At 34.9% G+C, this 24,522-nt stretch carries 22 protein-coding genes; 11 read left to right on the plus strand and 11 right to left on the minus strand.

What is annotated here, in order from left to right:
* Window positions 1–49: 49 nt before the first annotated feature.
* Genes PBT91_RS15500 through PBT91_RS15510 form a run of 3 tightly spaced genes read right to left on the minus strand, consistent with a single transcriptional unit; the run spans window position 50 to window position 1,838 of the window.
* Entirely contained in the window at window positions 50–745 is a 696-nt protein-coding gene (locus tag PBT91_RS15500) for an LrgB family protein (RefSeq protein ID WP_270059366.1), read from the minus strand.
* On the minus strand, window positions 742–1,077 hold the full coding sequence (locus PBT91_RS15505) for a CidA/LrgA family protein (RefSeq protein ID WP_270059367.1): 336 nt from the start codon (window positions 1,075–1,077) through the stop codon (window positions 742–744). Before PBT91_RS15505 ends, PBT91_RS15500 begins: the two co-directional genes overlap by 4 nt.
* Complete coding sequence (locus PBT91_RS15510) at window positions 1,077–1,838, minus strand: creatininase family protein (protein ID WP_270059368.1); 762 nt, start codon at window positions 1,836–1,838, stop codon at window positions 1,077–1,079. The genes PBT91_RS15505 and PBT91_RS15510 overlap by 1 nt, the downstream gene beginning before the upstream one ends.
* A gap of 125 nt (window positions 1,839–1,963) precedes the next feature.
* Here PBT91_RS15510 and PBT91_RS15515 point away from each other — a divergent pair, with 125 nt between their 5' ends.
* Complete coding sequence (locus PBT91_RS15515) at window positions 1,964–3,007, plus strand: flavin-containing monooxygenase (RefSeq protein ID WP_270061481.1); 1,044 nt, start codon at window positions 1,964–1,966, stop codon at window positions 3,005–3,007.
* Here the strand turns inward: PBT91_RS15515 and PBT91_RS15520 are convergent.
* Window positions 2,995–3,831 (minus strand): universal stress protein, encoded by an 837-nt coding sequence (locus tag PBT91_RS15520; RefSeq protein WP_270059369.1) that lies wholly within the window; start codon window positions 3,829–3,831, stop codon window positions 2,995–2,997. The two genes, PBT91_RS15515 and PBT91_RS15520, sit on opposite strands and share 13 nt — an antisense overlap.
* A 144-nt stretch (window positions 3,832–3,975) precedes the next feature.
* Here PBT91_RS15520 and PBT91_RS15525 point away from each other — a divergent pair, with 144 nt between their 5' ends.
* From PBT91_RS15525 to PBT91_RS15555, 7 genes are all read left to right on the plus strand, one after another.
* Window positions 3,976–4,875: a YihY/virulence factor BrkB family protein gene (locus PBT91_RS15525; RefSeq protein ID WP_270059370.1), complete on the plus strand. Its 900-nt coding sequence runs from the start codon at window positions 3,976–3,978 to the stop codon at window positions 4,873–4,875.
* Between the two features lie 111 nt (window positions 4,876–4,986).
* A complete protein-coding gene (locus PBT91_RS15530) occupies window positions 4,987–5,241 on the plus strand; it encodes a hypothetical protein (RefSeq protein ID WP_270059371.1) in 255 nt (84 codons plus the stop codon).
* Between the two features lie 57 nt (window positions 5,242–5,298).
* A complete protein-coding gene (locus PBT91_RS15535) occupies window positions 5,299–5,595 on the plus strand; it encodes a TIGR03643 family protein (protein ID WP_270059372.1) in 297 nt (98 codons plus the stop codon).
* On the plus strand, window positions 5,595–6,152 hold the full coding sequence (locus PBT91_RS15540; protein WP_270059373.1) for a PAS domain-containing protein: 558 nt from the start codon (window positions 5,595–5,597) through the stop codon (window positions 6,150–6,152). Before PBT91_RS15535 ends, PBT91_RS15540 begins: the two co-directional genes overlap by 1 nt.
* Complete coding sequence (locus PBT91_RS15545; protein ID WP_270059374.1) at window positions 6,142–6,528, plus strand: acyl-CoA thioesterase; 387 nt, start codon at window positions 6,142–6,144, stop codon at window positions 6,526–6,528. Before PBT91_RS15540 ends, PBT91_RS15545 begins: the two co-directional genes overlap by 11 nt.
* A 442-nt stretch (window positions 6,529–6,970) precedes the next feature.
* Window positions 6,971–7,705 carry an SDR family oxidoreductase gene (locus PBT91_RS15550; protein WP_270059375.1) on the plus strand — a complete coding sequence of 245 codons (735 nt, stop codon included), beginning with the start codon at window positions 6,971–6,973 and terminating at the stop codon, window positions 7,703–7,705.
* 11 nt (window positions 7,706–7,716) lie between these two features.
* On the plus strand, window positions 7,717–7,938 hold the full coding sequence (locus PBT91_RS15555) for a hypothetical protein (protein ID WP_270059376.1): 222 nt from the start codon (window positions 7,717–7,719) through the stop codon (window positions 7,936–7,938).
* Between the two features lie 95 nt (window positions 7,939–8,033).
* Here the strand turns inward: PBT91_RS15555 and PBT91_RS15560 are convergent, their stop codons facing one another.
* From PBT91_RS15560 to PBT91_RS15575, 4 genes are all read right to left on the minus strand, one after another.
* Window positions 8,034–8,441: a Fur family transcriptional regulator gene (locus PBT91_RS15560; protein ID WP_270059377.1), complete on the minus strand. Its 408-nt coding sequence runs from the start codon at window positions 8,439–8,441 to the stop codon at window positions 8,034–8,036.
* Between the two features lie 4 nt (window positions 8,442–8,445).
* A complete protein-coding gene (locus tag PBT91_RS15565) occupies window positions 8,446–9,636 on the minus strand; it encodes an efflux RND transporter periplasmic adaptor subunit (RefSeq protein ID WP_270059378.1) in 1,191 nt (396 codons plus the stop codon).
* 50 nt (window positions 9,637–9,686) lie between these two features.
* Complete coding sequence (locus tag PBT91_RS15570) at window positions 9,687–14,018, minus strand: CusA/CzcA family heavy metal efflux RND transporter (protein ID WP_270059379.1); 4,332 nt, start codon at window positions 14,016–14,018, stop codon at window positions 9,687–9,689.
* Window positions 14,019–14,119: 101 nt separating this feature from the next.
* Window positions 14,120–14,422, minus strand: a complete 303-nt coding sequence (locus PBT91_RS15575; RefSeq protein WP_270059380.1) for a DUF6660 family protein — start codon at window positions 14,420–14,422, stop codon at window positions 14,120–14,122.
* Window positions 14,423–14,593: 171 nt separating this feature from the next.
* Here PBT91_RS15575 and PBT91_RS15580 point away from each other — a divergent pair, with 171 nt between their 5' ends.
* Window positions 14,594–16,222, plus strand: a complete 1,629-nt coding sequence (locus PBT91_RS15580; protein ID WP_270059381.1) for a dihydroxyacetone kinase subunit DhaK — start codon at window positions 14,594–14,596, stop codon at window positions 16,220–16,222.
* A 55-nt stretch (window positions 16,223–16,277) separates the two neighbouring features.
* On the opposite strand, the gene PBT91_RS15585 is transcribed toward PBT91_RS15580, so the two are convergent.
* Genes PBT91_RS15585 through PBT91_RS15595 form a run of 3 tightly spaced genes read right to left on the minus strand, consistent with a single transcriptional unit; the run spans window position 16,278 to window position 22,209 of the window.
* Window positions 16,278–17,822, minus strand: coding sequence for a TolC family protein (locus PBT91_RS15585; protein ID WP_270059382.1), 1,545 nt, complete (start codon window positions 17,820–17,822; stop codon window positions 16,278–16,280).
* A gap of 25 nt (window positions 17,823–17,847) precedes the next feature.
* Window positions 17,848–21,015 carry an efflux RND transporter permease subunit gene (locus tag PBT91_RS15590; protein WP_270059383.1) on the minus strand — a complete coding sequence of 1,056 codons (3,168 nt, stop codon included), beginning with the start codon at window positions 21,013–21,015 and terminating at the stop codon, window positions 17,848–17,850.
* Window positions 21,016–21,051: 36 nt separating this feature from the next.
* Window positions 21,052–22,209: an efflux RND transporter periplasmic adaptor subunit gene (locus tag PBT91_RS15595; RefSeq protein WP_270059384.1), complete on the minus strand. Its 1,158-nt coding sequence runs from the start codon at window positions 22,207–22,209 to the stop codon at window positions 21,052–21,054.
* 681 nt (window positions 22,210–22,890) lie between these two features.
* On the opposite strand from PBT91_RS15595, the gene PBT91_RS15600 reads away from it, so the two are divergent.
* Window positions 22,891–23,421 (plus strand): RNA polymerase sigma factor, encoded by a 531-nt coding sequence (locus PBT91_RS15600; protein WP_270059385.1) that lies wholly within the window; start codon window positions 22,891–22,893, stop codon window positions 23,419–23,421.
* 260 nt (window positions 23,422–23,681) lie between these two features.
* The gene (locus tag PBT91_RS15605) at window positions 23,682–24,518 is read left to right on the plus strand and encodes a FecR family protein (protein ID WP_270059386.1); all 837 of its coding nucleotides are present in this window, start codon (window positions 23,682–23,684) and stop codon (window positions 24,516–24,518) included.
* Window positions 24,519–24,522: the final 4 nt, after the last annotated feature.

The following is a 24,522-nucleotide window of genomic DNA, read 5'->3' on the forward strand; positions in this document are numbered from 1 at the left end:
TATTTCTTAAGAAAAAATAAAGCCGCCTTTGGTGGCTTTTTTTATTGCTTTAATTTAGAAACCATTCTAAAATATAAGGCGCCAGTAAAGCGGTAATTATACCGTTAATGCACATTGCCAAACCGCTATAAGTTCCTGCAGATTGGTTTATTTCGAAAGCCTTAGCTGTTCCTATACCGTGTGCTGCCGTACCCAAGGCAGATCCAATGGCCTTTTTATTTTTGATTCCTGTTATTTTTAAAAAATATGGACCTATTGCGTTTCCTAAAATACCAGTCGCAATCACAATACCTGCCGTAATTTCTGGTAACCCACCTGTTACCTTTACGATTTCAATAGCAATAGGAGTAGTAACAGATTTTGCAACTAACGACCGACTTAAGATTTCAGGAGTATTCCATAATATTAAAATCGCCAATACACTAAATATCCCTGCAATTCCTCCCACAAAAACAGAAAGTAAAAAAACTTTTAGATCTCGTTTTACTTCTTCTAGTTTTTCATAAAGAAATACCCCCAATGCTACTACCGAAGGCCCAAGGAAAAAACTTATATATTTCCCTCCCTTATTATAAGTTTCAAAATCGATATTAAAAACGAACAAAACCGCTACTATTATTAAAACAGAAATGAATACGCGATTAAATATGACAAAATTGAATTTTCTTCTTACTATTCCTGAAAAGAAATAAGCAATTAGAGTAAGCGTTACTCCAAAGATTGGCTGAAGTAAAAATGGCTTCATTTTTTGTCCAATTTTTGAAATAAAAAACCTGTAATATAAATAGAAATTAAAGTACTAAAAACAACCGCAGTTGTAACAGGTATCCAAAAATCAGCGATCAAATCGGTATAAGCCATTAATCCAACTCCGTAGGGAATAAAAAAGATTACCATATATTTTACTAACATATCTGAAGCTGGTTTTACATCTTCTAACTTTATGAAATTAAAAAACAAGGCCAAAAAAATTAGCAGCATAGCTATAATATTCCCAGCTATGGGTAAACTAAAATGATATTGAATTAATTCTCCTAAAAGTAAAAATCCAAAGATATAAATAAGCGATTTCAGCATTACTCGTATAAATCATTTAAATCTGCATGATGCAATTCAATTAAAAAATCGGCTACTTTTTTGGCAACAGCTTCAACAAATTTTTTGCCTTTTTCAGCTGTCGCCTTTTTTGGGTTTCCAACTCCGGTATCTTCAGTAACTTTAGTCCACTTCCTTTGGCTGGTTACCCACCCCTCTTTTAGACCTTTTAGTTTATAATTTTTAGCATATCCATTCCCGGCTTCCTCAAGTGGCAATACCAATTCAGGTTTAAAATGCATTACTGCTGCAGTTTCAAGCTCTCCTGCATGATCGCCAGGTTCATCAAAATAATCTTTTGCGTCTATCGATTGAAACCAGTTTAGACTGCAAACGAATACCTCTGGAAAATCTAAACTCAGTTCACGAATAATCGGTTTGAAGTTGTTCCCGCCGTGAGCGTTAAAAATAACTAGCTTTTTAATGTTATGTTTATCCAAAACCTGAAGTGTATCTTTTAAAATAGCATATTGCGTTGAAGGATTGATATTCATACAAAAAGGCACATCCATTTGGCCTGTGTTTACTCCAAACGGAATGGTTGGTAATAAAAGAGGTTTCGCAGCTTGATCCCAGGCAATTTTACAGGTTAATTTTGCGATTTCTTCAGCAAGAATATTATCGGTAGCATAAGGTAAATGATAGTTGTGAGCCTCGGTCGCTCCCCAAGGTAAGATCGCTATTTCGTAATGTTCATCTTTTACGTTTTTGTAATTAGTTTCTGCCAGGATATAGGGACGCATATTTTAAACTTTTCTGAAAGATGAATTTACAATATATAAATTCAGTAACCCAAAATGAAAGATGCAGATTTTTTTATATCATGATTAAGTTTACGAACTTTGGAGGCAACGCTACAAAACAAAGAATGCTGGATTTTATAATAATTGGTGCGGCGCAAGCCGGTCTTGCTATGGCATATTACCTGAAGCAAGCTGGATATGATTTTATTATTTTGGATAAAGAGGAAGAAATTGGCGCCTCATGGCTCAATCGATGGGATTCTTTAAAATTATTTACTCCAACCGAGTTTAATCACCTTCCGGGAATGGATTTTCCCTCAGAAAAAGGACATTATCCTTCGAAAACCGAAGTCGCTAATTATTTTAAATTGTATGCCGAAAAATTCGATTTTCCAATTCAGCTAAACACATTAGTCACTTCAGTTTCTAAAGAGAAATCTACTTTTTTAATCACCACTGAAAAAGAAGAATTTAAGGCAAAAAATCTGGTAATTGCTACCGGGCCATTTCATATACCTTATACGCCGCCTTTTTACAAAAAAATAGACAAATCGGTTTTTCAAATTCATAGCAATTTTTATAAAAATCCTCTTCAATTACAAGAAGGAAATGCATTGGTAGTTGGTGCAGGAGATTCTGGGTTTCAGATTCTGGATGAAATTTCTTCCACCAATCGAAAAACTTATTTCTCTGGTGCAACAGATGTAAAAGTGCTTCCGCAGGAATTTTTGGGAAAAACTTTGTGGTGGTGGTTTTCTAAAACCGGCTTTCTTAGCTTCAGTAAAGATTCTTGGATTGGGAGAAAAATAAACAATAGTCGGCAACCTATTATTGGTACCGATGTAAAGGAGATTTTAAGCCGAACAAATGTAGAAGCTGTTGGTAAAACGTTAGATGCTGAAGGAGAAATTATTTCTACGGAAGAACAAGAGATTTCTGATATTAAAAATATCGTGTGGGCAACCGGATATCGTCCCAATTTTGGCTGGATTGATGGTTTAGAACTAACCAAAGATGGCTACCCGAAACATAAACGCGGCGTAAGTAATACTAAAGGCTTATATTTTATAGGCCTCCCGTGGCTGCATACCCGTGGATCGGCAACCTTGGGAGGTATAAAAAATGATGCAAAATATCTTTCCGATTTTATTGAAAATCAAATTTCCTGATGTTTGTAATTTTCTGATGGTAAGACCAAAAATGGAATTTTCACATTATAAGCTACCTCGTGCACTAAAGAGCTGAATAATAATTTTTCGATAAATGTGTGTTTGTTTTTTATCATCACCAGCATTTCAACTGGATTCTGTTTCTGGTATTCTTTTAAAGCTTCCATAACGCTATCCCGGTTTATTCTACCAAAAACGTAGCCATTCTCATCGAAATACTGTTGCAATGCTACTTTAGCCTTTTCTTGATTTTCATCTAAATCTTTTCCAAAACTTACATTAAGAATATGTACAGTAGATTGAAATTGATCTATAATATTTTTTAGAAACCATAAATCATAAGATTCAAAGTCTAATTTTAAATCATTTGGAAAGAGAATATTTTTTGGTTCAGAATAAGCTGCACCAGCAGGAATTGCCAATAATGGACATTTAGCAGCTTTTATCGCATGTACCGTATTGGTTCCAAAAAGCATTTCACTGCCATCCTGGGCGCCTTCAGTTCCCATTATAATTAGATCGATTTCTTGTTGGGCTACTCGTTCTTTAATCTCTTCATGTAGCATTTTAAAAGTAGAAACTAATTCAAACTCATGGTATTTATTGTGAAACTCTTCTTCAATCCGCTTTAGAAAACGAGATAGATTTTTAGTAGAGTTTTCTTTATAAACTCCATACAAGCTACTGTAAATTATAAAATCTGCATTATAGAGTGTATTCAGCAAAATAAATTTAGTGCGCGAATTTTTAAATAACTGCAAAGCATATTTGATAGCATTATAGGAATTTTCAGAAAAATCGGTTGGTAAAAGAACAGTTCTCATAACTAATAATTTTCATCTAAATTACGAATATTGAGATTGATGAATTATGATAATTATCAGATTAAAAATAGAATTAACAGTGCGTTGTGAGACTTAGAAAATTTTATAATTATTTTTTGTGCCTGTAGTGTAATACTGTTTAAAATGGAAAGAGAGGCAATAGATACAAAAAAAGAATACAATCCTTTTACCCTTAATTTGAAAGGATGGTGGGAGGTGATTAAACAGATTAAAAATGAAATTGGCGAAGATAAGGTAAGCATTGTATCTGCAGGAGTAGCCTTTTATGCATTTTTAGCGGTCTTCCCCGCAATTATGGCACTTATCTCTATCTACGGCCTAGCCACCGATCCCCAGGATATAGAAAGACAAATTAGTGAGCTCTCTGCAATGATGCCCAAACAAGCATTTGAAATTTTACAGCAACGTATCCATGTTTTTCTAGAATCGCACGGTGATAAATTGGGATGGGGAACATTATTTGGAATTTTATTTAGTATTTGGAGTGCAAATAAGGGAACAAATGGATTATTAACCGGTGTAGATATCGCTTATGATACCGAACAAGATCACAATATTTTTAAACAGTATTTAATGGCTTCCATATTCACAGTTGGAGGACTTGCTATGCTAATCTTAAGCATGGTGCTTATCGTTGGATTCCCTGCACTGGTACATAAAATTGGATTACCAGGATATTTAGAAGATATTATTAGTTGGTCGCGATGGTTAATATTAGCTGTTTTAGTCTGCATTTTTTTATGCATGGTATACAAATTTGCACCTGCAAGAAAACAACCCGCACTCCGCTGGGTGATTCCTGGTGCTATATTTTCTACGCTTGTGTGGTTAGCTGCTTCTTACGGTTTTTCTTTTTATGTGAGTAATTTTGGTAATTATGGTGAAGTTTATGGCTCAATATCGGCGGTGGTTGTACTACTACTTTGGCTATATATTACCTGTTTCATAATTCTTCTGGGAGCCGAAATTAATACTGAAATTGTAGATTTTCTAATTAATGAAAAATTAAGTAGCGAGGAATAAACTGAGGTTTTTACAGTTAAAACATTCAATAAAAAGAATTTATTATTTTTTTATGATTTAAAATGAAAATTAACTAAATTTAATAAGAATTATTTATTAAAGCTAGTGATTATGGAAAATGATGCATTCAAAGAAATTAATACTGAATATAGAGTATCCAATTTTGTAGTTGGTAATTGCCTTTCTTACCATAAACACAATCACAAGAAATTATTAACCTCTAAAAAGATAGATACCCTAAAATTTAAGGCTAAATTTTTAAAGCTGAAAAAGAAAAAAGTACCTACGCATTCTATTTCAGTAAATCGAATACTTTTTACTTGTGGCTACAAAGTGATCAAAAACACTTCTTACATTCTAAATTAAACCACAATTATTTTCATGTTTAACTTTATCGCTTTATCTTTAAACAAAAGATAGAGTATGAAAATTTCAGAAAAATTTAATCTATCCGAAAGGCAAGTCGATCGTGTGATCGCCATGGCCTGGGAAGATCGCACTACATTTGAAGCGATTGAATATCAATTTGGACTTACTGAAAAGGATGTTATAAAAATTATGCAAGAACAAATGCACCCAAGAAATTGGAGAAAGTGGCGTGCACGAGTTCAGGGTAGAAAAACGAAACATCAAAAATTAAGAAATTTTGAGTCTGGTAGATTTAAAAGTACTAGACAAAGACATATTACTGGTAACCGACTTTCTAAACCAAAAAAATAATGGCACCAGAAAACGATTATAACTTATCCTCATTAGACTTATTTTTAAGTAAGAAGGATACTAGCTATAAAAACTTAGTTATCCAACAACTTCACCCTCTCACAAGTCTCGATATTTTTGCTAATCATTCTGATAGAATTAGAGATAAAGCTCGTAAGAAAACCGAATTAGCATCTTTAATTAACTTAAGCAAAAAATATAACTGGAACACCAATTTAGATTTTGTTTTAGAGGAAGATTATGAAGCGATGGTGCTTACCAAAGCAGATCAAACAATTCTTTGGACAAACAAAGGCTTTTCTGCAATGACAGGATATCCCGCAAATTTTGCGAAAGGTAAAAAACCTAATTTCCTTCAGGGAAGCAAAACATCTATAGCAACAAGAAAGAAAATTAGAAAAAAAGTATTTTCTAAAACTAGCTTTTCTGATGTGCTTTTAAACTATCGGAAAAATGGTGAGGAGTATTTATGCAGAATTGATATTTATCCTTTAAAAAACAACACTAAAAAGGTAACGCACTTTTTGGCTTTAGAGAAAGAAATTTATGACAATTGAAGAGCGAATAACCAAATCCAAAACAAGCCTTTTTAAAGCTGTTTTTCCAAACACCACAAATCATTACGACACCCTCTTTGGAGGTACTGCCATGCAAATGATGGATGAAGTAGCTTTTATCACTGCTACTAGATTTAGCCGGCAACGTATGGTAACCGTGAGTAGTGATCGGATTGATTTCCAAAAACCTATTCCTGCTGGCACTATTGTAGAACTTATTGGTAAAGTAGCCCATGTTGGAAATTCCAGTTTAAAAGTAAATGTCGAGATCTTTATTGAAGAAATGTACTCAGATCATAGAGAACAGGCCGTAAAAGGAGAATTTACCCTTGTAGCAATAGACAAAGACAAAAAGCCAGTGCCTTTACAACTATAAAAAAGCCATGATACAATTGTATCATGGCTTCAAAAATATTCGGGGCAAAAAAGTGAATTATTTAGTTGTAAAACAAACTGCAGGAACATCAGATGTCTTCTTTTTATTTCTGATATCCGAAATCTTAAAAAGCTCATCAAATAGAACTAAAAGCATATTTTAGTAAAGACCAATAAGCGTTTTATATTATTATTCCTCACTATTTAAAACATTCTATCATAATATATACGGACTTTTAGAGAAAAAGGTTTTAAATTAAATTTATTCAGAATAAAAATCACGCAAAAACTTAAATCATCATCATTTCAATAAAATAAACAAAGTTGCTTTTAACTTAGGTTTATCAAAAGATTAAGAATGAATTACATCATAATCGCCAAAAAAATGCCTTCTTTCATAGTAGATTTAAGAAGTGGAATTGAACTAAACGAGTGGGCAAAATATGATACTGAAGGACAAAGTAGCTTTTATTACAGGAGCAAGCAGTGGCATTGGGAAAGCCATTGCTATAAAATTATCTAAGGAAAACTGTAAGATAGTATTAGCGAGTAGAAATATAGAAAAGCTTAAGGAAATCCAGAAGGATATAAAAACCGAAAGCCTTCTAATTGAAATGGATGTAAGCCAAACAGATAGTGTTGCTAATGGATTTAAAAAGGCAGTAGCAAAATTTAAAACTATTGATATTCTAGTAAATTCTGCAGGCGTAATGCCACTAACTTATTTAAAAAACAGGCATTTAGATGAATGGCTACAAACCATTGAAGTAAATGTAAAAGGAACATTAAGATGTATCCATGCAGTTCTTCCGCAAATGAAAAGTAAGGAAAGTGGGCATATTATAAATATATCTTCTGTCGATGGTAAGGAAGTTTACGAAGGTGGTGCTATCTATGGAGCTTCTAAATCGGCTATCATTACATTATCCAGAGCGATGAGAATGGAACTTTCTCCCGATTATAATATTAGAGTAACCTGTATAGAACCAGGAACTGTAGAAACTAATCTTAGAGATAACATTACCGACGAAGAGCTTCTTAATGACAAAAATTACGATAATGACAAAGAACCTAAACTGCAATCTAAAAATATAGCAGATGCAGTAATTTACGCTTTATCCCAACCAGACAGCGTGAATGTGAACGAATTATTAATTAAACCAACAGGAAAATCATAAACAATTTAAATATGAAAGAGCAAGTAAGATCAACAGGAAAATGGATAGCGGGATATTTAGCAGCAAAGGCTGGTAAAAAAGTTGTAGCAAAAAGCGGATTAATAGGATTAGGATTTGGAGCCGCAGCTGGTGGTGCTTATATAGGATACAAGCTTCTAAAAAAATTAAAAAGACAAGAAGATATTAGCCACAACAACCACGAAATTAAAGGAGAAAAGAAAATCGTTGTTTAACAACCACTTCCTTTTAAAATATAAAAAAAAGCCAGAATGAATCTGGCTTTTTTTATACTTCATTTATAAGAATCAATATATCTAGCTTCAACTAATCACGAACATTTATCACAAAGTCCTTTTACCACCAGATTCGCATCGGTAGCTTTAAAACCGTTAGGCAGACTAATATTGGGTATTGTTTGATCGGTAAGACATTGCGTTTCCCCACATTTAGAACAATGAAAGTGTAAATGCAATTTATCACTAACATTACCTTCTTCTGATGTTTGCAGCGCATATTTTGCTATACCGCTACCGTCTTCAATTTTATGTACCAGACCTTTTTCTTCAAACAATTTCAAACTTCTAAAAAGCGTGGTGCGTTCAGTTTTATCAAAAGCTGCTTCAATATCATTTAAGCTCATCGCTAAAGATTCTTGCGCCATAAATTTATACACCAACAAACGTACTGCTGTGGGCCTAATCCCTTTTGCTTTTAAAATATCTTCTATTTTTTGCATACTATTAATGTTCGTGGCCGCCTTCGCCTTTATTCATTTCTGCCTGCAAATAATAAGCATTATTTAAAGCAAATTTTGCGCCTTTCTCTTCAGGGTTCATAAATGTAATACTTATCCAGTCGCCATCTTCAATACCGGTTTTAACTTCAACAGTAGAAAAGATCCATTTGTCATTATTTTTTTCAGCTTTAAAAATAAAATCTCTATCGTTCTCAGTAAAAATAGCTGCTGTTGGTAAAGCCTCAGTTTCATTATTTTCAGTAATAATTCTTCCCGTAAGATACATTCCGGGAATTAGGTTTTTAGGCTTATTTTCAATTTCAGCATGAATATGAACAGCTTTGGGATTTTCTTCAAACGCCTGCCCTACCGAGATGATTACGGCTTCCATTTCTAAATCGGGTCTTGATTTTAAAGAAATCATCACTTTTTGCCCATTTTCGACATTTTGGATGTCTTTTTCAAAAACCATTAAATCTGCATGAACATCCTTGGTATTTAGTATTTCGAAAAGTTCGGTTTGCGCATCTACATACTGTCCCGTTTTTACATTCACTTTTTCAACAGCACCGTTAATCGGACTAATTATAGGAACTTGTTGGTATATCTTGCCTTGTATGATCTGCTTTGGATTGATATTTAGCAATTTTAGTTGCGCTTTTAAACCACTCGTAGCTTGTTTTGCATTCTGAAATTCGGTTTCTGTAATCTGAAATTTTTCTCCGGAAGACACCCCGGCATCATAAAGCTTCTTTTGGCGTGCGTATTCTTTTTCTTTAAGTTGAAATTGATTAAATGCATTTAAAAACCGAGTTTGAATATCCACAATTTCAGGATGCGAAATATAGGCTAATACCTGTCCTTTATTTACCTGATGCCCTTCAATCACCTCGATACTTTTAATATTTGCACCGTAAACTGTAGTTACCGAAGCCTCATTTTGCGGCGGTACTTCTAATTGTCCATTCGCTTTTACCATCCCTGCCATATTTCGAAGCTTTACTTCACCAATTTCTATGGCTAAAGCATCAAATTGTGAGGCACTAATTTCAACTCCGTTTAATTCTTCATGCGAATTTTCTTCAGCATTAATTTTTGAAGTATTTGATTTCTCTGCAACTTCTTTCGTTTCAGCATTTCCGCAGGCTATTAAAAAGCCCAATGCAAGCAAACTTATAATTGAATATATTTTCATTGATTTTCGTTTTATTTTGTTTTCAGCAATTCACTAAAAACCTAATGTGATTAAATCTTGGTTACCAAGTAAAATTTCATTTCAGCATAAGCCAGTACATATTCTCTGGCGGCATCGATAGCATCCAGCTCGGTTTGCAAAGCTTCTTCAAGGTTTTGAATAAAAGCTACATAATCTAGTGCGCCTTCATTGTAGGCTATAATTGTTCCTTTTCGCTGTTTTTCAGCAATCAATAAAGCTTCTTGTTCATAATATTCCCAAGAAATTTTCCAACTTTGGTATTTTTGTAAGGCTTGTTTTCGTTGCATCAAAAACTCCTGTTTGGCAAAATTAGAGGCTCGATTAGCAATTTCAGCATCGATTTTTGCTGCTTTAGTATTCCCATAACTCTTTCCGCTTAAAAAAGGAATTGAAATACCGGCTTGATACATCACGTACCCGTCTTCTCCTTCAACTTCCTGTTGACCATATTGCAGATTCAAGGTGGGTAGAAAATTTGATTTTTCTTTTTTGAAATTTGCTTCTGCTACCTGTTTTTGTTGTTCCGCAGCATCCAAATAAGGATGTCTGGAAGATTTACCTTCAAAACTATTTTCAATTGATTCCATCAATAATGAAGAAGTGACCGTCACATCCTGGCTTTCGCCTAGCCATAAATTCAATTCACTTAACGTATTGATGTAAGTAACTTTAGATTGCCGTGCTTTTACCAGAATTTGATTTACCTTATTTTGAGCGTTCAATTTCTCTAATTCCGATATTTCTTCAACTTCATATCTCAAATTAACAGCATCATTAAATTTCCCGTAAATAGAATCAAGCTCTTTATAAAGTTCAAACTTTCGCTTTGCTACATAAGCCTCTCCCCAAAGTTTTCGGATTTTTGTAGCCACTTCGATTTTGGATAAATTCAGCTGATTTTCTGCTAATTTTAATTTCTCTTTCTGAAGTTTTAATGCGGAAGCAATTCCGAAGACATTTATATTTTGCTGGCTAAAACCAATACGAGTGTACACCCCATTTCCGTTATCCAGCTCTTCCCCGGCTGTAAAAATGGTTGTTTTCCCGAAATCCCAAGCATTCTTTTTTAGAGCTTCCTCTTTTTTAACTTCCAGTTGCTTGTTCTTTAACAGCGGATAATTTTCCAATCCTATTTCAACCGCCTGATGCATAGTGACTTCCGGTAACAGCTCTATTTCCTGAGCATTACTAAAGTTTGGCAAAACCATCAATACAACGAAACCAGCTCCTGCTAACTTTCTGCTATTTATTTTGAAATTAAAGCCACCTTCTTCTACCCATTTATATAAAATCGGCAACACAAAAAGCGTCAATAAAGTTGAAGTTATTAATCCGCCAATTACTACTGTCGCTAAGGGTCGCTGCACCTCGGCCCCGGCTGAACTTGAAATTGCCATTGGCAGAAAACCAAGCACATCGGTTAGTGCGGTTAATAAAATTGGTCGGATTCTTCTTTTTGTTCCTCGTGAAATTCGTTGTTTCAAATTGGTTTCTCCATCTTCTTTCAGTTCATTTAAACTACTTATTAAAACAAGACCATTTAACACCGCAACCCCAAAAAGAACAATAAAACCAACTCCCGCTGAAATACTAAACGGCATTCCGCGTAACCAAAGTGAAATAATCCCGCCAATAGCGGCTAAAGGAATTGCCATATAAATCATTAGTGTCTGTTTAAAAGATTTTAATGCAAAATAGATAAGAATAAAAATGAGTAGTAAGGCTATGGGAACTACAATTTTTAAACGTTCACTCGCTCTTTCTAGATTCTCGAAAGCACCACCATACCGTACAAAATAGCCAGCAGGTAACTCTAGCTCGGCATCTAATTTATTCTGAATATCATGCACGACAGACTTCACATCTCGATCCCGAATATTAATTCCAACATAAGTTCTTCGATTGGTATTATCTCGACTAATCTGCATGGGTCCCGGCTGATAGCTAATTGTTGCGAGTTCGCTTAAAGGCACACTACTTCCGTCTGGTAGATTAATGTACAATTGCTCGATATTCGATATATTTTGACGGTTTTCTTCTTCAAGCCGAACTACCAAATCAAATTTTCGTTCACCTTCAAAAACTACTCCGGCTTTAGATCCTGCAAATGCAGTTTCTATCATTTGGTTTACGCTTTCGATAGTTACACCGTAGCGCGCCATTTGCGATCTGTCGTAATCTACCGTAATTTGTGGTAAACCGGCGGTGGCTTCTACCTTCATATCGGCTACGCCTTCGATTCCTGAAATAAGATCCCCTATTTCCTGAGCTTTTTCAGCAAGGATATTTAAATCTTCACCATACAATTTTACAGCAACATCTTCTCGAATTCCGGTTAACAATTCATTAAAACGCATTTCTACTGGTTGAGTAAACTCATAGCTTACTCCGGGAATTTCGCTTATAGTTTGCTTCATTTTTTTAATAAGCTCATCCTTTGTTTCCGCAGAAGTCCATTCAGATTTTGGTTTTAGAATAACAAAACTGTCCCCAATATCCATCGGCATAGGATCGGTTGGTACTTCAGAAACACCAAATCGTGTAACCACTTGCTCTACTTCGGGAAAATGATTTAATAAAAGATTCTCAATTTTCGTTGAAGTTGCTACCCCTTCAGAAAGCGAACTTCCTGGTTTTAAAATTACATGAAATGCAATATCGCCTTCATCTAACTGCGGAATAAATTCGCCTCCCATTCTACTAAAAAGATAACCGGCAAAAACCAACAAAATTATTGCTGAGCAAACAATCCATTTAGAAGCTTTTAATGATTTTTGAAGCAAAGGCTCGTATTTTTGCTGAAGCCATCCTACAAAGCGATCTCCCCATCCTAATTTGTCTGACTTTTTGTTTTTCAGAAATAATGCGGAAATCATTGGCACGTAGGTTAAACACAAGATCATGGCTCCCAGCATTGCAAATATGAAAGTTAGCGCCATCGGTTTAAACATTTTCCCTTCGACACCCTCTAAAGCTAAAATTGGTAAAAAGACAATCAAAATTATCGCCTGACCGAAGAATGCAGAATTCATCATTTTTTTAGATGACATACTTACCAGTTTATCCTTTTCAGTTTGATGGAGTTTATTGGTAATCGATTTTCTACTAAATATAAAAACCGTACTTTCTACAATAATCACTGCGCCATCTACAATAATCCCAAAATCGATCGCACCAAGGCTCATTAAATTGGCCCAAACATCAAAAATATTCATCAAAATAAAAGCGAAAAACAAGGATAGCGGGATGGTGCTGGCAACAATTAAGCCGCCTCGAAAATTACCAAGTAAAAGCACCAAAACAAATATTACAATGAGTCCGCCTTCCAGTAAGTTGCTTTTCACAGTAGTTGTAGTATTCGCAATAAGCTCGCTACGATCTAAAAAAGGCTTGATAAAAACTCCGTCCGGCAAAGACTTTTGGATTTGAGCTATTCTATCTTTTACGTTTTCTACAACTTCATTAGAATTTGCTCCTTTCAGCATTAAAACACTTCCGCCAACTGCTTCTCCGTTTCCATTTTTAGTGAGCACTCCGTATCTAATTGCATTTCCTATACGAACCTGTGCTACATCTGCGATGGAAATAGGAAACTTTTCATTTTTAACGACAATATTCTCAATATCCGAAATTGATTTTGTGAGTCCTTCTCCTCGAATAAAATTAGCCTGATGGTTTTTCTCGATATATGCGCCGCCTGTATTTTGATTATTGTTTTGTAAGGCTTCAAAAACTTCAGCCATCGTCACCTGCATCGAACGCAAATCGTCGGGATTCACAGCAACTTCATATTGCTTGATTTTCCCACCGATGCTATTTACTTCCACTACACCGGGAACCATTGCAAATTGGCGTTTTACAATCCAATCCTGAATGCTGCGTAATTTTGTTGGTGTGTATTCGTCTTTAAATTCAGAGTCAACTTCTAGCGTATACTGGTAAATTTCCCCTAATCCTGTAGAAATAGGTCCCATAAATGGCTCACCAAAACCTTCGGGAATATCTTTTTTCACCTTAGCAAGTTGTTCCGCAACTAATTGGCGTGGCAAATAAGTACCAATATCATCGTTAAAAACGATAGTAACCACAGATAATCCGAATCTGGAAACCGACCGGATTTCTTTAACCTCCGGTAAATTCCCCATCGCAACTTCTACAGGATAGGTTACAAATTGCTCGATATCTTCAGTTCCTAAATTAGGCGCCTGTGTAATTATTTGAATTTGATTATTGGTAATATCGGGTTGTGCATCTACAGGAACTTGTTGCATACTCCAAACTCCGGCGGCAATAAGCACTATGGTAAACAACCCGATGATAAATTTGTTATTGACAGAAAAGTCAATGATTCTATTAATCATCAGAAAATTGATTTAAATTCAGAAATAGGAAATAAGAAGAAGTTTATTGCTGAAAAAATTCAGCCTAAATCTTCTAAAATAAATTGATTTTCACTTCTGAACTAAACCTGCGGAGGCGGTATAAAATGATCTGTAAATGCTGAAGAAGTTGTGATTAAATAACCAAAATGTGCACTTAAAACCGAAGGATTAGAAATTTCGAAATTCGGCAAATTATAGGTCATCATATGATTGTGGCAACATTGGCAGTAACAAAATGGTGTACATAAATCGACTGCGCCATCATGATCGCTATGACTTTCTACGACATGAGTGTGCTCTTCATTATCGCTTGCAACATCTGAACATGGCAAAAAGCTAAGCGACAAGAATAAAACAGCTAATATGATTCCTATAAATTTCACAACTCAAATATAACATAGCATATCTGCAATAGCATTGCAATTATTCAAAATTAGTTGCAGATCTTCTAAATTCCTAAAATCGACTTAAAGTTTTTATAATTTCCGGCATCTGTTCGCTACTGAAATTCTTTACGCTTAATAATTCTGTATCTTTAAAAGAAAAGACCTAACATGAAGTTTTTCATCAATAAGCCAGAGGATGTTGTAAACGAATCTATAGAAGGTTTACTTACCGATCCTAAACTAACCAAATTAGACACTTTTCCTGAAGTTCGAGTAGTTACTCGAAAAGAAATCGATAAATCGAAAGTTGCCATCATTTCTGGTGGTGGCTCTGGACACGAACCTATGCATGCCGGTTTTGTTGCTAAAGGAATGCTTACCGCCGCTGTTTGCGGAGACATTTTCGCTTCGCCTTCTGTAGATGCGGTGCTCGCTGCTATTTTGGCTGTAAGTGGCGATAATGGTTGCTTACTGGTGATTAAAAATTATACCGGAGACCGCTTAAATTTTGGACTTGCTGCAGAACAAGCTAGAGCCATGGGCCATAAGGTAGAAACTGTAATTGTAGGCGACGATATTGCGTTAGGGACAGACACGCAACAGCGTGGTTTAGCCGGAACGCTACTAGTACATAAAGTTGCTGGACAATTAGCTGAAGAAGGAAAATCTTTAGATGAAGTAACAAAAGCTGCTAAAAAAGTAGCCGAAAGTACTATATCTATTGGACTTTCACTTACAGAAGGCCAAAAATTCAACAATCCTGAAGAATCAAGATTAGATGATTCTGAAGCCGAATTAGGTTTGGGAATTCATGGAGAACCCGGTGTCGATGTTATCAAAATGGATAAAGCCGATGCACTGGTAAAAAAAGCCTTAGATGAATTAAAAGAATATCTTTCTGGTGAAGATGAAAAATATGTGTTGCTTTTTAATAATCTTGGAAGTGTTACGCCACTAGAGATGAATTTGTTGGTGCATAGTTTCGATAAAACCGATCTTGCTTCTAAAGTGAAATATTTGGTAGGTCCCACAGCTATGACAACTTCGCTGAATATGAATGGGTTTTCAATCACTTTACTGAAATTAGATGAAGAAATTGAAAAAGCATTATTCCAAACTACTGAAACTCCCGAATGGCGTATAAGAGAATATGCTAAACCAAGCAGCATTAAAAGTCCGGAGTTACCTAAAACAATGCAGTTTGAACCTTCAGAAAATGAGCATAACAAAAAAGTTGTTCAGGAAATCTCAGAACATTTAATCGAGATGGAAAAAGAAATGAACGATCTGGATGAAAAAGTTGGCGACGGCGATGCAGGATCTACTTTTGCCGGTGCCGGTAAAAAATTCAAAAGTATTTCAGATGAATTACCTTATGCTTCTTTACCTGAATTATTTACTACAATTGGCCGAGTATTAGCTAGGGAAACCGGTGGTTCCAGCGGTGTTTTATTATCGATGCTTTTTACCAAAGCGGGCAGCAGTTTGGAAGATGATGATAACGTTGGTAAAGCATTACTAAACGGATTAGATAAAATGAAATCTTATGGCGGTGCAGAAAAAGGCGATCGTACCATGATTGACGCAATGCAACCAGCCTTTGAAGCTTTAAGTGAAGGGAAGGCTATGGATGAAGCTGCTAAAGCAGCTCGTAAAGGAGCAGATGAAACCGCAAATATCACCAATACAAAATCTGGTAGAAGTTCTTATTTATCTGAATCTAGTTTAGAAGGTATCCCAGATCCTGGCGCTGAGATGGTAGCCAGAGTATTTGAAAAATTAGTTAATATTCTATAAAAATTGAAACAAAAAAATCCGTTAGAAGCACTAACGGATTTTTTTGTTTTATCCACTATTGCCACCCGCCACCGAGATTACGGTACAGTTCTACATTGGCAATTAAAAGTTGCTTCTTAATATTAATTAAATTCAGTTCACTTTCTAAAGCATCACTTTGTGCGGTAAGTACTTCAAGATAATTGGCATAACCTCCTCTAAACAACATTCCGGCATCTTTTAAACCTTTCTGGGTTACTTCAATTCTTTCTTCAGCTATATTATATTCTTCTTTCAGCTTTTCCATTTTTGCTAAAGAATTAGACACATCTGCAATCGCTTCGATAAGATTACCTTTAAAATCCAGTTGCGCAATTTCTTTTTGAGAAAGTGCAACATTATAATTTGTTTTCAGTTTACGATTATTAAAAATTGGCTGAAAAATAGCTCCGTTTAATAATGCAAAACCAGAACTTACAGGATCCAAAAATTCATCTAATTCAAATGAATTTAAACCCGCAGAAGCACCAATAGTTAAAGATGGATATCGCAAAGCATTAGCAACACCGGCATCGGCATTCGCGGCAATCAGCTCATATTCAGACATCGCAACATCTGGACGATTTTTAACTAATTCTAGCGGGATTCCTGTGTTGTATCTTTTTTGAAATTCGATATCCTCAAAATTAGCTGGTATGGTTATCGATCGCGGAGAACGACCCAGTAAACGGTTCAATTTATTCTCCATAATTACATACTCTCGCTCTAATTGAGGAATCAAAGTTTTCGCTTTTAATTTTTGTGATTTGGTTTGTTGGATGGCCAGCGAAGTCGATTCTCCTGCATCATATTGCAATTGTACAATATTTAAAGTACTATCATTTAAAGCATAGTTTTTCTGGGCAACTTCAATTTGGGATTTAAGCATCACTAGATTAAAATAGGTTGAAGCTACCTCAGCAATTAAAGAGGTTTGCACAGCTTTTTTAAATTCTTTGCTTTTCATAAAATCAGCTCTTGCAGCTTCTTTTTGCCAACGCAATTTCCCCCAAAGATCCAGCTCCCAATTTGCCTGTAGCGCAGATGAATACTCTAGCCTTTCAGTATAAAGACTGCTTGGTGGATTTTCACCATGATTTCTACGAGATCGATTAGAACCGTAATTATTGTAATTTTCAGAATAATAATCTCTTCGATAATCTGCAGGCCTTGCATTTAGAGAAGGGAAAAAATTAGCTTTAGATTGCGCTAATTCTTCCATCCCAATTTCCATGTTCTTCATGGCTTTTTTAAGGTCTATATTATTTACCAAAGCCGTATCGATTAACGACTGCAACGTACTATCTTCTATATACTCTTTCCACGGAATTTCAGACATCGGGATAGTATCGGTATCAATTTCAGCAAGATTTAAAGAATCAGTTTTCATCGAATCCAGGTCTTTTTCTCCTGAATAATATTCAGCTGAAATATCCTCCTTAAACTCTGGCCGTGTATATTCTTCTCCTACTTTACAACTTACCACGCTTATCATTGCAAAAATTCCTAATAGCCCTTTAAAACAGCTAGTTGAAGGTATAATTCTATTCGTATTTATAGTTGAAAGAAAAGTCATTTTCATCTTCAATTTTTTAGTTGATTTTGGTTTAATCGCCATAACGTTCCAAATTCATTTTATCGTGAAGTCTTTGGAATACATAAGCAAGTAACGGAATAATAAAAATCCCTAGAACAATACCGCTAATCATCCCACCTGCAGTACCAATACTAACCGAATGATTTCCCTGTGCCGAAGAACCTTCAGCAAACATTAATGGAATTAATCCTACAGTAAATGCCAGCGACGTCATAATTATTGGGCGAATTCTGAGTGCACTTGCTTCCACCACGGCATCAAATGCAGAGAAACCAGCTCGTCTTTTTTGAGCCACAAATTCTACAATTAGAATCGCATTTTTTGCTAATAAACCAATAAGCATAATAATACCAATCTGCACATAAATATTGTTATCGATACCCGCAAAATTAATGGCTGTAAAAACGCCAAATATTCCCACCGGTAAGGATAGCATTACGGCTAATGGCAATAAGAAACTTTCGTATTGTGACGCCAGAATAAAATAGACCAATAAAATAATGATTATGAACACAATGATCGTGTCCCCACCAGAATTTTTCTCTTCTAAACTCATACTGGTCCACTCGTAACTTAAGGTTGCAGGAAGCTTTTCAGCAGTAAGATCTTCAATCATATTCATCACATCACCTGTACTATAACCCTCTGCGGGAGTAACATTAATCTTGGCAGCATTATAAAGGTTATATCGATTCACAACCTCTGGCCCGTAAGTTTGTTTAAGCTTTACAATCGTATTAACCGGAACCATTTCTCCCTTATCGTTTTTAACAAAAATGCTGTTGAATGACTCTGGAGACTCTCTAAACTGAATATCAGATTGCATATAAACTCCGTATTGCCTACTAAACCTATTGAAGTCTCCAGGCTGGACTCTACCAAAGTAAGACTGAATGGTAAACATCATATCTTTAACGCTTACCCCCATACTTTTGGCCTTTTCGTAATCGATATCTAAGCGATATTGCGGGAAATTAGGGTTAAAAGATGTAAAAGCATTTTCTACCGATTCCTGATTGTTCAAGGTATTGATAAATTCATTTACAATTTGCCCAAACTCACCTAAATCGCCATCTGCCCTATCCTGAAGCATAAACTGTACTCCGTCGAAATTACCAAACCCCTGTATAGTTGGTCTTGGATACATATTAAAATCTGTTTCGGGAATATCATCCAGCTTACTTAATAAATTTTTGATTACGGGTTTTATCTCCTGAATTTCACCGCGCTCATCAGCCGACTTTAACTGTACATACGCCAATCCTGACGATGGACTATTTGCATTATCTACCACATTAAAACCAGAAACAGTATTCACACCTTTAACAGCAGGTTGTTCTTGCAAAATAGAATCTGCTTTTCTTAGCGCTGTGTTTGTACGGTGTAATGAGGATCCTTCGGGCATTTTCATCGATAATATCAAGAAATTATCATCTTCCGTAGGGATAAATCCACTAGGCGTTATTTTCGACAAAAATACCGTTGCACCTATAATTACGGCTAATGCTGCCAATCCAATCCATTTATGATTCAGTGTCCACCGTACAACCCCCAGATATCTCTTAGTAAACCTGTCGAAGAAACTATCAAATTTTCTAAATCCTTTGTTTCGTAATATTTTGGCTTTTCTGTATTGCCTGTAATTAGATACGGCTTTGGCTATTCCTCGTTTTTCTTTGTTTTTATTTTTGCCATCGAAGAAAATTTTACTTAAAACCGGAGTTAGCGTTAAAGCATTTATAGCTGAAATCAATACTGCAAAAATGATAGTATAAGCGAATTCCTGATAAAAAACTCCAACAGGTCCACTTAAAAATCCTACAGGTAAAAATACTGCGGCGATCACTACGGTTATCGATATAATTGCCCCGGTAATCTCGTCCATAGCAGCACTTACCGCTTCTTTTACCGGCATATTATGATGTGTCATCTTTTCGTGAATAGCTTCCATTACTACAATGGCATCATCTACTACAATACCAATAGCCAGCACTAAAGAGAACATACTAAGGACATTCATCGAAGCACCAATAATATTCAAGAAAAAGAAGGTTCCTAATAAAGAAGCAGGGATTGAAATTGCTGTAATGAGCGTCGCCCTAAAATCCTGAAGAAAAATAAAAACTACTAAAAACACAAGGATAAAGGCTTCTACGAGTGTATGTTCTACCTGACTCATCGACTCGTCTATTTGATCGCGAACACTATAGGTGATTTTATAATGGACATCCTCTGGAAATAATCGTGATTGCTGCTCTAATATTTCTCTAATTTTGCCATCGATTTCCATGGCATTTGCACCATTTTGTTGCACAACATCGATTGTAACCGATGGTTTACCATTTAGCCGATTCTCACTGGTATAATTAGAAGCACCAAATTCTACTCTGGCAATATCCCTTAAATGTAGTACTGTCTCATCTTTGGTTTTAATAACCAGATTTTCGTAATCCTCTGGTTGATTAAAACGGCCATCATGCTTCATTATAATTTCAAAAAGCTCTTCAGAGTTTTCACCAAATTTACCCGGTGCAGCTTCAAAATTCTGATCTTTAATTTGATCGAACACATCACGCGGAGTTAACTGATAGGAAGCCATTTTTTGAGGGTTTAGCCATATTCTCATAGCGTAATCCCGCTGCCTCAAAATCGAAGCCTGTGCTAATCCATCTACACGTTTTAATTCTCGCCGTATGTTTATTCTGGTAAAGGCGTTTAGAAATGTTTCATCGTAAGTAGGATCATCACTATAAATATTTATCGTCATGATACTACCCTTCATTCTTTTTGTTACCGAAATACCAGCTTCAGTAACTTCCTGAGGGATCATAGAAGTGATGGTTGATATTCTATTCTGAATATCTACAGCAGCTAAATCTGGGTCTGTACCCGGTTTAAAGTAAACAGTAACCCGACCTCTACCTGAGTTTGTTGCAGTAGAATTAGCATAAGACATATTCTCGGTCCCATTAATAGCTTCTTCAATTGGCAATAAAACAGATTTGGCAACAGTTTCTGCATTACCCCCGGGATAATAAACCTGAACACTAACACTTGGAGGTGCAATTTCAGGGAAACGTTCTACGGGTAAAGAGGCAATACTTGCGGCCCCGGCAATAACCAATATGATAGTAATGACCAGTGTAAGTACGGGCCTTTTTATTATTTTCTTAAACATGTAGATCTAGGTTTGGTTTGGCTAAAAAGTGATGATTTATAGTTGGACCTGAGATAGCAAACGCCCTCGCTCGATTGGTTTTACTTTAATGCCGTTTGCTAATTTATCTAAGCCAGAAAGCACAATACGATCTTTTGGAGACAAACTTTTGGAACTAACAATATAATTATCACCAGATCGTCCTTCTGTAATTATTTCTTTTCGCTGTGCTATATTGTTTTCATCTAAAACAAAAACGAATTTTTTATCCTGAATAAAGGTTGTGGCACTTTGAGGTACCAAAATCGCTTTTGGATAAATTTCTTCCATTAAAATTTTACCCGTATTACCAGATCTTAATAAGGTATCTGGATTTTCAAATCGAGCTCTTAAAGTAATAGATCCGGTAGTTTTATCGATTTGCCCAGAATTGGCATCGATTTTTCCGGTATGCTCATAAACAGACTCATCGGCAAGAACAAGTTTTACTTTATTATTCATTTTATTAGAAAGCGTGTCGTTCTTCGCTCTTTCGTAGTACAAGTAATCTGACTCACTCATCGAAAAATAGACGTAAATATCATCTACTTTGGATAATACGGTAAGAGGTTTCTCGTCGGTTTGCTTTACGACATTACCAGGTGATTTTGGGATTCTGCCCATAAAACCGCTAACAGGTGCTTTTATAGTAGTAAAATCGAGATTGATTCTCATATTAGCTGCCTGGGCTTGTGCTCTTTGAAGTGAAGATAGAGCAACCTGATAATCGGCCTCAACAGATTTTTTTCGAACTTCAGAAATTACTTCGTTATCAATAAGTGGTTGCAAACGTTCTAAATCACTTTTTGCCTTTTCTACTTTGGCTCTTTCTAAAGCAACATTGGCTCTCGCATTTTTATAGTCTTCCATATAGGGTTGACTATTTACTTTGAATAAATCCTGTCCTTTTTCCACAAAATCGCCTTCATCTACGTAGATCTCTTCTAAAATTCCATCTACCTGTGGCCTAATTTCAATAGTTTCTACTCCTTCAATAGATCCTATATATTCAAATCCTTTGGAAGCATTTTGTTCTTGCAAAGAAATTACTGGTAAAGGGATACCTTCATCTTCTTTTTCTTCTTCCTTGCAGGACGTTGCTAAACCTAACGAACAAATGGTGATTAGTAACCACGCAAAACGTGCTAAAACGGATAGATTATATTTATTGCTCATGCGTTATATTTTTTCTGATTAGCATTTAAGCAATTTGCATACCGCTACATTTCAAACGTTTTAGAAGCTCAATTTTAAGGCTATTTTAAGAATTTATGGGGTTTTCCACGTTTATGTTTACCACACAATCTGTTGATTAGTGCCACACTTTTGGAAAAAAAAGAGATAAAGATTTTTAATAAAATTGCTCTTAGCAATTAATAATTATCAACTAAGTGATCTTTGAAGTTGTAATAAAACAAAAAAGCCTCTTCCCGAATTAACGGAAAAAAGCTTCTCATTGGTAACCCAAAGACTAAAAATAGCCTAAAAAGGTTTACCTACAAGTTCCAATTTCTTGGAACAAACAACACAACTAAATTTTTACTTCAAAAAATAAACTCATTTTGAAGTTTTATGTTCTTACTCAATAGTATTTTATAGCTTCTATGAGAGAAATATTATTAAAAATTAATATTCCTTTAAAGAAGATTGCAATAGCTTTTAAATACGCCCTAAAAAAAGGCTGACAAATCTACAATCTAACTTTTAAAATTACAAATTAGATTTTCTAAGTTTGCACCGTTGAATTTCAAATGAATTCAGTTAAGATAAATTTGATCTTTCAAAAAAATTACGCCACTCGTATATTATAAGGTGACCCTTATCGTTTAATAGCTGCAATTAGCTTTTACAGAAGTAATGAAAAGTAACAGGAAAACAATTCAGCAATTAAAATTGGGGAATACTAAGACCTTTAAAAAGGTTTACTTAGCCTATTACGATAAACTCTTTCATATCTGTAAAAAATTTCAGTTTAAGTTTTTAACTCCAGAGGATTTTATTCAGGAGGCTTTTGTAAAAATTTATAAAAACAGACATCAACTTAAAGAGGACGTTGTATTAGAAGCTCAGATTATTGTGATTTGTAAAAACATCATCTATAATTACCTTCAAAGAGAGAAAAAAATCATTCCGTTAGATTCAAACTATCTTCGAGACCAAACGTCTTCAGAAATTTCTGACTATGATGAGACCGCCGATAAGAGTGAAAATATCTCTAAACTAATTGATCAACTTCCCGTTCAGCAAAAAAAAATTTTCAAACTCCATAAACTAGAGAATTATTCTTACAAAGAGATATCGAGCATGACGCAGCTTTCTCATAAAACCATTGCCAATCATATTTATCTGGCAAATAATTTTATCCGAAAAAAAATAAAAAAGGCTTAGGAACTTTCACAATCTCAATTGTATACTATAAAAAGATAAGCTAAAATGATTATTGAAATTTACAAACTCGATATACTAGAACGCGAACAATTGATTTATCTTCTAAAAATTCTTGCCTTCAATTTTTCTGATTGCGAGATACATCCTTACGAAATGGATAATCATATTTTAATTATTGTTTCTTCGCAAGCAACAATAGCAGGAAATTTTATTACAAGCGTACAAAAAGAGGGTTTTAATTGTGAGTTATTGCAAGCATCATGATAGATACAGACCAAATTGATGCCCAGTTTGACGAATATTGGAAAGAAACATCCTTAGAAAATACCCAAAATAAAAAAGAAAAATCCTGGGAAGATTTTCATCAAACTACGTTTAAAAAGAAACGCCGCAAAAAACCTTTTTACCTAAAATATGCTGCAGCGGTAATATTATTTATTTTAGTCGGTAGTTTTTATTTTTGGAATGAACCTCAACAAACTTCAGCTTCTACTGTAAATATTTCCAATCCCAGTGATCACACCAAAGTGATTTATTTACCTGATAGCACAGCAATTAGGATGTATAGCAATTCTAAAATATCTTATCCCCCAAATTTTAATAAGAACAGAAAAGTTTACTTAAAAGGCAATGCTTTTTTTCAGGTAACAAAAGATAAGCATCATCCTTTTGAAGTTCATAATAACAATCTTATCACTACTGTTCTTGGAACCACATTTACAATAACCACAGATCTTAATAAAAAGACTGAAGTTAAACTCTATGAAGGCAAGGTTAAGATGAATATCAAAGGGCAATCTGAAAGCTGGATACTTTCACCCGGCGAAGCATTTATTTACCAAAAAGATCGTCCTAAAATTAACAATATCAAAACATATGTTGATTTTGAAAGTAAAAAATTAAAAACCATTATTGATTATTTAGAGAAACAATATGGTTATGATATACAAATAGAAAAGTACTTTTTAAATAAAAAAACAACATTACGTATTAATAAAGAAGATCATCTTGAAACACCTTTACAGATTATTACTGAAATCCATAATCTAACTTACGAGATCGATTCGACTCGTAGAAAAGTTATTCTAAAAAAATAATATT

Source organism: Zunongwangia sp. HGR-M22, from assembly GCF_027594425.1.
Classification (GTDB): Bacteria; Bacteroidota; Bacteroidia; order Flavobacteriales; family Flavobacteriaceae; genus Zunongwangia.

Excerpts from the sequence above, each read along its gene's own strand:
- PBT91_RS15500 (WP_270059366.1), bottom strand. The coding sequence starts at position 745 with ATGAAGCCATTTTTACTTCAGCCAATCTTTGGAGTAACGCTTACTCTA.
- PBT91_RS15505 (WP_270059367.1), bottom strand. The coding sequence starts at position 1,077 with ATGCTGAAATCGCTTATTTATATCTTTGGATTTTTACTTTTAGGAGAA.
- PBT91_RS15510 (WP_270059368.1), bottom strand. The coding sequence starts at position 1,838 with ATGCGTCCCTATATCCTGGCAGAAACTAATTACAAAAACGTAAAAGAT.
- PBT91_RS15515 (WP_270061481.1), top strand. The coding sequence starts at position 1,964 with ATGCTGGATTTTATAATAATTGGTGCGGCGCAAGCCGGTCTTGCTATG.
- PBT91_RS15520 (WP_270059369.1), bottom strand. The coding sequence starts at position 3,831 with ATGAGAACTGTTCTTTTACCAACCGATTTTTCTGAAAATTCCTATAAT.
- PBT91_RS15525 (WP_270059370.1), top strand. The coding sequence starts at position 3,976 with ATGGAAAGAGAGGCAATAGATACAAAAAAAGAATACAATCCTTTTACC.
- PBT91_RS15530 (WP_270059371.1), top strand. The coding sequence starts at position 4,987 with ATGGAAAATGATGCATTCAAAGAAATTAATACTGAATATAGAGTATCC.
- PBT91_RS15535 (WP_270059372.1), top strand. The coding sequence starts at position 5,299 with ATGAAAATTTCAGAAAAATTTAATCTATCCGAAAGGCAAGTCGATCGT.
- PBT91_RS15540 (WP_270059373.1), top strand. The coding sequence starts at position 5,595 with ATGGCACCAGAAAACGATTATAACTTATCCTCATTAGACTTATTTTTA.
- PBT91_RS15545 (WP_270059374.1), top strand. The coding sequence starts at position 6,142 with ATGACAATTGAAGAGCGAATAACCAAATCCAAAACAAGCCTTTTTAAA.
- PBT91_RS15550 (WP_270059375.1), top strand. The coding sequence starts at position 6,971 with ATGATACTGAAGGACAAAGTAGCTTTTATTACAGGAGCAAGCAGTGGC.
- PBT91_RS15555 (WP_270059376.1), top strand. The coding sequence starts at position 7,717 with ATGAAAGAGCAAGTAAGATCAACAGGAAAATGGATAGCGGGATATTTA.
- PBT91_RS15560 (WP_270059377.1), bottom strand. The coding sequence starts at position 8,441 with ATGCAAAAAATAGAAGATATTTTAAAAGCAAAAGGGATTAGGCCCACA.
- PBT91_RS15565 (WP_270059378.1), bottom strand. The coding sequence starts at position 9,636 with ATGAAAATATATTCAATTATAAGTTTGCTTGCATTGGGCTTTTTAATA.
- PBT91_RS15570 (WP_270059379.1), bottom strand. The coding sequence starts at position 14,018 with ATGATTAATAGAATCATTGACTTTTCTGTCAATAACAAATTTATCATC.
- PBT91_RS15580 (WP_270059381.1), top strand. The coding sequence starts at position 14,594 with ATGAAGTTTTTCATCAATAAGCCAGAGGATGTTGTAAACGAATCTATA.
- PBT91_RS15585 (WP_270059382.1), bottom strand. The coding sequence starts at position 17,822 with ATGAAAATGACTTTTCTTTCAACTATAAATACGAATAGAATTATACCT.
- PBT91_RS15590 (WP_270059383.1), bottom strand. The coding sequence starts at position 21,015 with ATGTTTAAGAAAATAATAAAAAGGCCCGTACTTACACTGGTCATTACT.
- PBT91_RS15595 (WP_270059384.1), bottom strand. The coding sequence starts at position 22,209 with ATGAGCAATAAATATAATCTATCCGTTTTAGCACGTTTTGCGTGGTTA.
- PBT91_RS15600 (WP_270059385.1), top strand. The coding sequence starts at position 22,891 with ATGAAAAGTAACAGGAAAACAATTCAGCAATTAAAATTGGGGAATACT.
- PBT91_RS15605 (WP_270059386.1), top strand. The coding sequence starts at position 23,682 with ATGATAGATACAGACCAAATTGATGCCCAGTTTGACGAATATTGGAAA.